Below are 1,454 nucleotides of genomic sequence, written 5' to 3' on the forward strand. Positions count from 1 at the left end.
GATCGGCTCGACGCGCGGATCCAGCGCGTCGCCGACGACGTCCTGTCGGGCCGGGCCCCAGCATCTGTGGGGGAAGACCGCCGAACTCGCTGAGCTCGTGCAGGCCGCGCAGGAGGCCGACCGGATCATCGGTGCCGGCTCGGTGGAGACCGCCCTGACGGGACGGCAGGCCTTCGAGGCGTACGACGCGCTCGCGCGCAAGCTGGAGGCGGGCGACACCTGGCGCAGCGGTTTCACCCGCTTCCGGCGCAGCGACGAGCAATCCGCCGTCGAGGCACTCGGTGAACTCGCGACCGTCGACGGCGTCGCGGCCACCACCGCCCAGACCGCGCGCATCGTCGCCGAACACCTTCGTGCGCTCGAAGCGATCCGGGTCGCGCGAGTCGTGCTCCGCGATCTCGGCATCGATATCGAGCTCGACGAGTCGCGCAGTCGTGCGGTCGGCACCCTCGTATTCCTCGACCGGGACCGCGCCATCGTCGACAATCTGGTGGCCCGTGTGCACGACGTCGAATCGGCACTGCGCGAGGTCCATCCGGGTGCGCCGCGGATCACGAGCATCGAGCAGGCGCGCTCCACCGCGGAGTCGGCACGGACCATCGCCGCAGCGGGCACCGCGGAAGCGAGCAAGAACTGGCTCGAATCCATCGGCATGTACGTGCGGAGCCAGATCTCCGGGGGAGCGTCGCCCGAAGGACGCGCGCTGGCACGGGCCTTCCACGACGCCGGCTTCGACGCCATCAATGCGGCCTTGGATGCGTGGGACCGAGCGGCGGGGGAGCAACGCGAGGAGCTGGAACTCGTCTCCCTCCACGCGCGCCTGACCACCGCTGCACCCGCGCTCGCACAGGCCCTCGCGGAGAATCCGTTGAGCCTGGCGTGGCCGGTTCGCCTCGCAGACGTCGAGGAGGCGTGGGCGTGGCGACGCGCAGACGAATGGGTGCGGCGCTTCCAGGAGCGAAACGACGACGGGCAGTTCGAACGCGAACTCGATGCCGTCGAGAAGGACCTCGCGCGTCTCACGACCGAGCTCGTCGAGGAGAAGGCGTGGAGCGCGTGTCTCGACCGCACCACCGCCGAGCAGGTGCAGGCGCTCCATTCGTACCGCGATCACGTCGCGAGTATCGGTAAGGGAACCGGGCGCTACGCGGAACGTTATCGAGCGGCCGCGCGTGAGGCCATGCAGGTCGCACAGGGTGCGGTGCCGGCCTGGGTGATGCCGCTGCAACAGGTGCTGGCTTCGATTCCGCCCGAACAGAATTCGTTCGACGTCGTGATCGTCGACGAAGCGAGCCAGACCGACATCAGCAGCCTGTTCCTGCTGTGGTTGGCGCCGCGCGTGATCATCGTCGGCGACGACAAGCAGTGTGCACCGAGTGCGGTGTCGCTGGGTGCGCTCGACGGCGTGTTCAGCCGCCTCGACTCGTATCTGCCCGACATCCCGAACTACCTGC

Annotated in this window: 1 pseudogene; it reads left to right on the top strand. The window is 69.1% G+C overall.

The features are described from left to right. Positions 1-97 precede the first annotated feature (97 nt). Positions 98-1,454 (top strand): annotated as a pseudogene (locus R1101_RS28430) (AAA domain-containing protein); the annotation flags it as partial.

The sequence above is a fragment of the Rhodococcus sp. R1101 genome, assembly GCF_000278445.1.
In the GTDB taxonomy this organism is placed as follows: Bacteria; Actinomycetota; Actinomycetes; order Mycobacteriales; family Mycobacteriaceae; genus Rhodococcus; species Rhodococcus gordoniae.